Below are 7,689 nucleotides of genomic sequence, written 5' to 3' on the forward strand. Positions count from 1 at the left end.
GTGAACAAGTTGTTGATTCCAGCTATTACAGTTTTGGCATTGCTCGGTGGTTGCGCCAGTGTTGAGCGGGGTTCTATCCCGGTGGTGGACTCCAGCACAACGGTGTCCAACAACGACCGGATCTCGGCCAATGGCGGCTTCCGTCAAACCGTCACCAAGCGTCCAGCCCAGGCTCAGGCGCAAGCTGTGCCTCAGGATTCGGGTGTAGTGGTGATGATCCCGGGCGGTGGTGCGGCTACCTCGGCACCGATCAGCACTCAGCCGTGGACCCCAGGCCCGAGCACCTCGGGTCCGATCGACTCCACGCCGATTCAATCGGCACCGATCAGCCAGGGCACCTACAACATGCCTTCGACGCCAAGCGGGATTCCTTCTGCCAGCAGCGGCGGTGGCTTGTCCGCCGATGAACAGTTGGATGGCCCGGTGCTGGCGTTGCTCACCACCGCCCAACAGCAGCAGTCGGGCGGCGACTTGAACGGCGCATCGTCCAGCCTCGAGCGCGCCCAGCGTGTGGCACCTCGCGAGCCGCAAGTGCTCTACCGCCTGGCCCAGGTTCGCATGGCCCAGGGCGATGCGCCGCAAGCTGAACAATTTGCCCGTCGCGGCCTGACCCTGGCCAATGGCCGGCCTGATCTGCAGGCCAGCCTGTGGAGCTTGATCGGCGACGCCCGTGAGAAGCAGGGCGATGCCGCCGGTGCTGCGCAAGCTCGGCAAAAAGCCAAGGTAAGCCTCTGATGGATGCACGCTTTCCGGCGATTGCCGAACAGTTGTTGTTGATTGAGCGCGAACTGCGCTTGCAGGGCTGGTGGGACGAAGTGTCCCCCAGCGCCGAAGCCTTGAGCAGTGTTGAACCCTTTTCCGTCGATACCCTGGACTTTCACCAGTGGCTGCAATGGATCTTTCTGACAAGGATGAAGCAGATCCTCGAGCAGGACCTGCCATTGCCCAATGCATCGGGGATTCTGGAGATGGCCGAGATGGTTTACGCCGATCGGCCCCTTGAGAGCCTTGGCTTGCGGACTGCGCTGAAAAAGTTCGACCAACTGATCGTCGACGCTCGTTAATTGCCTGGCTGCCGGTTTTTCCGGCAGTCTTGCGCATATTTCTACCGCTTTGCGCCATTCAGGCGAGTTTTATCCCTCCTCAAGCCCCTTTCTTCTGCGTTCTCATGCGCTTAGTTGGAAAAAAGCGCAATTATTGCTTGACTTGGAGGAGCTGAAACAGAAGAATCCAAAGTCCGCTGTAGAGGGACTGCCAGAAGCAGACCCACTCAGCAGATCATGAGGCGCACACCCGCGCCGACCTGTTACACCCGCAACGCGTTACCTCGCGCTGGGTGGGAAAATCCCGCAACACTTGGGACGCTCCCAATACTTGCTCAGTCAGTGCTGACGTAGTCGGCGACCACCGTCGCTCATGCTCTGCTGAGAAGTAAACCTATTAAGACCCGTCGGTTTTCAACGGACGGTATTCTGGCGTTTTAGAGGTGAACAACGTGGAGCTTTTATCTGGCGGTGAGATGCTCGTCCGCTTTTTGCGTGACGAAGGCGTCGACTATATCTACGGGTACCCAGGTGGTGCTCTGCTGCATGTCTACGACGCACTGTTCAAGGAACCGGCTGTTACCCACATCCTGGTTCGCCACGAACAAGCTGCTACCCATATGGCTGACGGTTACGCCCGTGCCACCGGTAAAGCCGGTGTGGTACTGGTGACTTCCGGCCCTGGCGCGACCAATGCCATCACTGGCATCGCGACGGCGTATATGGACTCCATCCCGATGGTGATCATTTCCGGCCAGGTGGCGAGCACCATGGTCGGTACCGATGCATTCCAGGAAACCGACATGATCGGTATCTCCCGGCCGATCGTGAAACACAGCTTCATGATCAAGCATGCCTCGGAAATCCCGGAAGTCATGAAGAAGGCGTTCTACCTCGCACAGTCCGGTCGCCCGGGCCCTGTTGTGGTCGATATTCCGAAAGACATGACCAACCCGGCTGAGAAATTCGAATACGTCTTCCCGAAGAAAGCCAAGCTGCGCTCCTACAGCCCGGCCGTTCGCGGGCACTCGGGGCAAATCCGCAAGGCGGCAGAAATGCTGTTGGCGGCCAAGCGTCCGGTGCTTTACTCGGGCGGCGGCGTGATTCTGGGCGGCGGTTCCGCACCGCTGACCGAACTGGCCAAGATGCTTAACCTGCCGGTAACCAATACCTTGATGGGCCTCGGTGCGTTCCCGGGTTCGGATCGTCAGTTCGTCGGCATGCTCGGCATGCACGGCAGCTACACCGCCAACCTGGCCATGCACCACGCTGACGTGATCCTCGCCGTCGGTGCGCGGTTCGATGACCGGGTGATCAACGGCGCGAGCAAGTTCTGCCCGAATGCCAAGATCATCCACATCGATATCGACCCGGCGTCCATCTCCAAGACCATCAAGGCCGACGTGCCTATCGTAGGTCCGGTGGAAAGCGTACTGACCGAAATGGTCGCAGCGTTGAAGGAAATCGGCGAAGCCCCGAACAAGGACTCCGTTGCCAGCTGGTGGAAGCAGATCGACGAGTGGCGCGGTGACCGCGGCCTGTTCCCTTACGACAAGGGCGACGGCAGCGTCATCAAGCCGCAAACCGTGATCGAAACCCTGTGCGAAGTGACCAAGGGCGACGCCTTTGTGACCTCCGACGTAGGCCAGCACCAGATGTTCGCGGCGCAGTACTACAAGTTCGACAAGCCTAACCGCTGGATCAACTCCGGTGGCCTGGGCACGATGGGCTTTGGTTTCCCTGCGGCCATGGGTGTGAAGCTGAGCTTCCCGGATACCGACGTTGCGTGCGTCACCGGCGAAGGCAGCATCCAGATGAACATCCAGGAACTGTCGACGTGCCTGCAATATGGCTTGCCGGTGAAGATCGTCTGCCTGAACAACGGTGTACTGGGCATGGTTCGTCAGTGGCAGGACATGAGCTACGGCAGCCGTCACTCCCACTCCTACATGGAATCTCTGCCCGATTTCGTCAAGTTGGTTGAAGCCTATGGCCATGTCGGCATGCGCATCACCGATCTGAAGGATTTGAAGCCGATGATGGAAGAAGCGTTCGCCATGAAGGATCGCCTGGTGTTCCTCGATATTCAGGTCGACACCAGCGAGCACGTCTACCCGATGCAGATCAAAGACGGCTCCATGCGCGATATGTGGCTGAACAAGACGGAGCGTACCTAAATGCGGCACATTATCTCCCTGCTTCTGGAGAACGAACCGGGCGCTCTGTCACGTGTGGTCGGCCTGTTTTCGCAACGCAACTACAACATCGAAAGCCTGACCGTGGCGCCAACTGAAGACCCGACCCTGTCGCGCCTGACGTTGACCACCGTTGGCCATGATGAGGTGATCGAGCAGATCACCAAAAACCTCAACAAGCTGATCGAAGTGGTCAAGCTGGTCGACTTGTCGGAAAGTGCCCACATCGAGCGCGAGCTGATGCTGGTAAAAGTCAAGGCTACGGGTGCACAACGGGCCGAGATCAAGCGCACTACCGATATTTATCGCGGGCAGATCGTCGATGTGAGCGCCAGCGTTTATACCGTTCAACTGACCGGTACAAGCGACAAGCTGGACAGCTTCATCCAGTCGATCGGGACGGCCTCGATTCTGGAAACTGTACGCAGTGGCGTCACCGGGATCGCTCGTGGCGACAAAGTACTCAGCATCTAACTCAAATTTAGCGAATGGCCTTAAACGGCCTGGATATATAGAGGAACCTCATGAAAGTTTATTACGATAAAGATTGTGACCTGTCGATCATCCAGGGCAAAAAAGTCGCCATCATCGGCTACGGTTCCCAGGGCCACGCTCAAGCGTGCAACCTGAAAGATTCCGGCGTTGACGTGACTGTTGGCCTGCGCAAAGGCTCGGCCACTGTTGCCAAGGCTGAAGCTCACGGCCTGAAAGTGACTGACGTTGCTTCCGCTGTTGCTGCTGCCGACCTGGTCATGATCCTGACCCCGGACGAGTTCCAGTCCGCGCTGTACAAAAATGAAATCGAGCCGAACATCAAGAAGGGCGCCACCCTGGCCTTCTCCCACGGCTTCGCGATCCACTACAACCAGGTTGTGCCGCGCGCTGACCTCGACGTGATCATGATCGCGCCGAAAGCACCGGGCCACACCGTGCGTTCCGAGTTCGTCAAAGGCGGCGGTATCCCTGACCTGATCGCGATCTACCAGGATGCTTCGGGCAACGCCAAAAACGTTGCACTGTCCTACGCTGCCGGCGTTGGTGGCGGTCGTACCGGCATCATCGAAACCACCTTCAAGGACGAGACTGAAACCGACCTGTTCGGCGAGCAAGCCGTACTGTGCGGCGGTACCGTTGAACTGGTTAAAGCCGGTTTCGAAACCCTGGTTGAAGCTGGCTACGCGCCAGAAATGGCCTACTTCGAATGCTTGCACGAACTGAAGCTGATCGTTGACCTCATGTACGAAGGCGGGATCGCCAACATGAACTACTCGATCTCCAACAACGCCGAATACGGCGAGTACGTGACTGGCCCGGAAGTGATCAACGCCGAGTCCCGTCAGGCCATGCGCAACGCCCTGAAACGTATTCAGGACGGCGAGTACGCCAAAATGTTCATCAGCGAAGGCGCAACCGGCTACCCTTCGATGACCGCCAAGCGTCGTAACAACGCCGCTCACGGTATCGAGATCATCGGCGAGCAACTGCGCTCCATGATGCCGTGGATCGGTGCCAACAAGATCGTCGACAAAGCCAAAAACTAAGTCGTACGTATCAAGGGAAAACGCGGCCTAGGCCGCGTTTTTTCGTTTGCGGGGCAGGTTCTGGTATAAAGCTGCATCGTTTGCGGGCGAACACTCGCCGCAAGTTTCTGTCGAAATTTTTCACACCGTTGCAAGGTAAAGTCCATGAGCGAACGTCCCGAAGAGCCAAACCAGGCCTCTGACGCCGAAAGCCTGCTACCGATCGATGAACATGTCGAAGAAGGGCATGATGCTGAAGGCCGTAAAGTCCGGCATCGTGGCATCTATCTTCTGCCCAATCTGTTCACCACTGCGAACCTGTTCGCGGGGTTCTATTCCATCATCAATTCCATGAGTGCCCAGAGCGCTCTGGCGGCCGGCGATGCTGCCAGTGCCAGCAAGTACTTTGGTTTTGCCGCGATCGCGATTTTTGTCGCGATGGTCCTTGATGGCCTGGACGGGCGTGTGGCGCGCATGACCAACACCCAGAGTGCGTTCGGTGCCGAGTACGACTCGCTGTCGGACATGGTTGCCTTTGGTGTGGCGCCGGCGCTGTTGGCATTTGCCTGGGCGCTGGGAGACATGGGCAAGGTGGGTTGGATGGTTGCCTTCATCTATGTGGCTGGCGCAGCACTGCGCCTGGCGCGCTTCAATACCCAGGTGGGGACTGCTGACAAGCGCTACTTCATCGGACTGGCCAGCCCGGCAGCCGCGGGCGTGGTGGCCGGTATTGTCTGGGCGTTCAGTGACTACGGTATCCAGGGCTCCAAGATGTCGTTCCTGGTGGCCTTGATGGTCGCGGCGGCCGGCATGCTGATGGTCAGCAACATCAAGTACAACAGCTTCAAGGAGCTGGACCTCAAGGGGCGTGTGCCGTTTGTGGCTATCCTGGCGGTAGTGCTGGTGTTTGCCGTGGTCTTCAGTGATCCACCGAGAATCCTGCTGTTGGCGTTCCTTGTGTATGCCGCGTCCGGCCCGGTGCAGTACCTGCTGCATCTTCGTCAGCGCAAAACGTTGCCTTAATGTAATTTCCCCCATACTCCGCAGTCTATTGGTGCATCTGTTCTCCAAAAGCTGCGGAGTTGCCATGTTAATCAAGATCCCCAAAGCGTCTGATTGCCAAGAATCGGACGTCACGCCCGAATCCCTCTATTTCTCTCGCCGCAGCTTGCTCGGTGGTGCGCTTGCCGGCATAGCTGCCAGCAGCCTGCCGCGTTGGGCCAGTGCGGATGATGCTGCGCGTTATGCCGATGTCGAGCCGGGCAAGGCGCCCGGATGGTTTGCCGAAAAACTGCCGGGTACAAAATGGCAGGCGGTAACCGTCAAGGATGAGGCGATCACTCCGTTCAAGGACGCAACCCACTACAACAACTTCTATGAATTTGGCACGGACAAGGGCGACCCGGCGGCTAATGCCGGGTCTCTGAAGACTGAACCGTGGAGTGTGGTGATTGACGGTGAGGTCGCCAAGCCCGGGCGTTATGCGCTTGAAGACTTCATGAAGCCGTATCAGTTGGAAGAGCGGATCTATCGTCTGCGCTGTGTAGAGGCGTGGTCGATGGTCATTCCATGGATGGGTTTCCCTATTTCGGAATTGCTCAAGCACGTCGAGCCGACCTCAAACGCCAAGTACATCCGTTTTGAGACCCTGCAGGATCCCAAGAGCATGCCGGGCCAGCGGTCCAGCTTCGCCTTGATTGACTGGCCTTATGTAGAAGGGCTGCGACTGGATGAGGCGATGAATCCACTGGCGATCCTGGCAGTGGGCATGTACGGCCGGGAACTGCCGAACCAGAATGGCGCGCCGTTGCGGTTGGTGGTGCCATGGAAGTATGGGTTCAAGAGCGTCAAGTCGATCGTGCGCATCAGTCTGGTCAGCGAGCAGCCGAAAACAACGTGGCAAAGCATCGCCGCGAGTGAGTATGGGTTTTATGCGAACGTGAACCCTACCGTCGACCATCCGCGCTGGACCCAGGCGCGGGAGCGGCGCCTGCCAAGTGGGCTGTTCAGTCCTAATGTGCGCGAGACGCAAATGTTCAACGGCTACTCGGATGAGGTCGCCTCTCTTTATGCGGGCCTCGACCTGCGGAAGAACTATTGATGCGCTACCCGATCTGGCGCGTCGGCGTCTTTATAGCAGCGGCAGTGTGGCCGCTGTTCTGGTTGTACGAGGCTTGGAGCTTTGTGCTGGGGCCTGACCCAGGCAAAGTGCTGATGGACCGGCTCGGGCTTGGCACCTTGATTCTGTTGTTGATCACCTTGGCAATGGCCCCGCTGCAGAAACTCAGCGGTTGGGCGGGGTGGATCGCCGTGCGACGGCAGTTGGGGTTGTGGTGCTTTGCGTATGTTGTTTTGCATCTTGTGGCTTATTGCGTCTTTATCCTGGGGCTTGATTGGTCGCAGTTGGGTGTTGAGCTGCGCAAGCGTCCCTACATTATCGTCGGTACCCTGGGGTTCCTTTCTCTGTTGGTGCTGGCAGTCACTTCCAACCGCTACAGTCAGCGTCGCCTTGGTGCTCGCTGGAAGAAGCTGCATCGTTTGGTTTACGTGATTCTCGGGCTTGGTTTGCTGCATATGTTGTGGATCGTACGGGCGGATTTAAAGGAGTGGGCTATCTATGCATCTATAGGGGCGCTGCTTTTGATCCTGCGGGTGCCGCCTGTAATGCGCCGGATTCCCCGCCTTATTGCTAAAAAACCACCTTCTGCAACAAAAGCGTAATTAACCCTTGACGGCAGATTCTGGAAGTCTATAATTCGCCCCACTTCCGGCGCAGTCGAAACGGAAAACTCCTTGGTAAACAAAGAGTTATGCAGGTTTCGACAGCGGCTCGCTTCAGATCATCGAAGCCCAGAAGGAGTTGATAAGGTCGTGTTGTTTGGCCCTGTTAACGATTCGATCTTCTCGGTCGAAAGCGGAGAAAAAGAGGTA

At 57.7% G+C, this 7,689-nt stretch carries 8 protein-coding genes; all 8 read left to right on the top strand.

Going from position 1 to position 7,689, the window contains the following annotated elements; translation table 11 throughout:
- The 8 genes from V3W39_RS24775 (at nucleotide 1) to msrQ (ending at nucleotide 7,479) form a co-directional block, all read left to right on the top strand.
- Nucleotides 1-735 carry a tetratricopeptide repeat protein gene (locus V3W39_RS24775; RefSeq protein WP_330213504.1) on the top strand — a complete coding sequence of 245 codons (735 nt, stop codon included), beginning with the start codon at nucleotides 1-3 and terminating at the stop codon, nucleotides 733-735.
- A complete protein-coding gene (locus tag V3W39_RS24780; protein ID WP_003212129.1) occupies nucleotides 735-1,064 on the top strand; it encodes a YqcC family protein in 330 nt (109 codons plus the stop codon). The genes V3W39_RS24775 and V3W39_RS24780 overlap by 1 nt, the downstream gene beginning before the upstream one ends.
- A gap of 431 nt (nucleotides 1,065-1,495) precedes the next feature.
- Nucleotides 1,496-3,220: an acetolactate synthase 3 large subunit gene (locus V3W39_RS24785; RefSeq protein ID WP_010174427.1), complete on the top strand. Its 1,725-nt coding sequence runs from the start codon at nucleotides 1,496-1,498 to the stop codon at nucleotides 3,218-3,220.
- Entirely contained in the window at nucleotides 3,221-3,712 is a 492-nt protein-coding gene (ilvN, locus tag V3W39_RS24790; RefSeq protein ID WP_003176102.1) for an acetolactate synthase small subunit, read from the top strand. It abuts the gene before it with no gap.
- A 50-nt stretch (nucleotides 3,713-3,762) separates the two neighbouring features.
- Nucleotides 3,763-4,779 carry a ketol-acid reductoisomerase gene (gene ilvC / locus V3W39_RS24795; RefSeq protein ID WP_003212125.1) on the top strand — a complete coding sequence of 339 codons (1,017 nt, stop codon included), beginning with the start codon at nucleotides 3,763-3,765 and terminating at the stop codon, nucleotides 4,777-4,779.
- Between the two features lie 144 nt (nucleotides 4,780-4,923).
- Nucleotides 4,924-5,781, top strand: coding sequence for a CDP-diacylglycerol--serine O-phosphatidyltransferase (pssA, locus tag V3W39_RS24800; RefSeq protein WP_177042258.1), 858 nt, complete (start codon nucleotides 4,924-4,926; stop codon nucleotides 5,779-5,781).
- 64 nt (nucleotides 5,782-5,845) lie between these two features.
- Nucleotides 5,846-6,859, top strand: a complete 1,014-nt coding sequence (gene msrP / locus V3W39_RS24805; protein ID WP_330213505.1) for a protein-methionine-sulfoxide reductase catalytic subunit MsrP — start codon at nucleotides 5,846-5,848, stop codon at nucleotides 6,857-6,859.
- Nucleotides 6,859-7,479 carry a protein-methionine-sulfoxide reductase heme-binding subunit MsrQ gene (msrQ, locus tag V3W39_RS24810; RefSeq protein ID WP_330213506.1) on the top strand — a complete coding sequence of 207 codons (621 nt, stop codon included), beginning with the start codon at nucleotides 6,859-6,861 and terminating at the stop codon, nucleotides 7,477-7,479. Before msrP ends, msrQ begins: the two co-directional genes overlap by 1 nt.
- The last annotated feature ends 210 nt before the right edge of the window (nucleotides 7,480-7,689 follow it).

It is taken from the genome of Pseudomonas sp. Z18(2022) (assembly GCF_036346535.1).
GTDB lineage: Bacteria > Pseudomonadota > Gammaproteobacteria > Pseudomonadales > Pseudomonadaceae > Aquipseudomonas > Aquipseudomonas yamanorum_A.

Bases quoted from the DNA above. Each gene is read 5' to 3' on its own strand.
- V3W39_RS24780 (WP_003212129.1), top strand. From the start codon at position 735: ATGGATGCACGCTTTCCGGCGATTGCCGAACAGTTGTTGTTGATTGAG.
- ilvN (WP_003176102.1), top strand. From the start codon at position 3,221: ATGCGGCACATTATCTCCCTGCTTCTGGAGAACGAACCGGGCGCTCTG.
- ilvC (WP_003212125.1), top strand. From the start codon at position 3,763: ATGAAAGTTTATTACGATAAAGATTGTGACCTGTCGATCATCCAGGGC.
- pssA (WP_177042258.1), top strand. From the start codon at position 4,924: ATGAGCGAACGTCCCGAAGAGCCAAACCAGGCCTCTGACGCCGAAAGC.
- msrP (WP_330213505.1), top strand. From the start codon at position 5,846: ATGTTAATCAAGATCCCCAAAGCGTCTGATTGCCAAGAATCGGACGTC.
- msrQ (WP_330213506.1), top strand. From the start codon at position 6,859: ATGCGCTACCCGATCTGGCGCGTCGGCGTCTTTATAGCAGCGGCAGTG.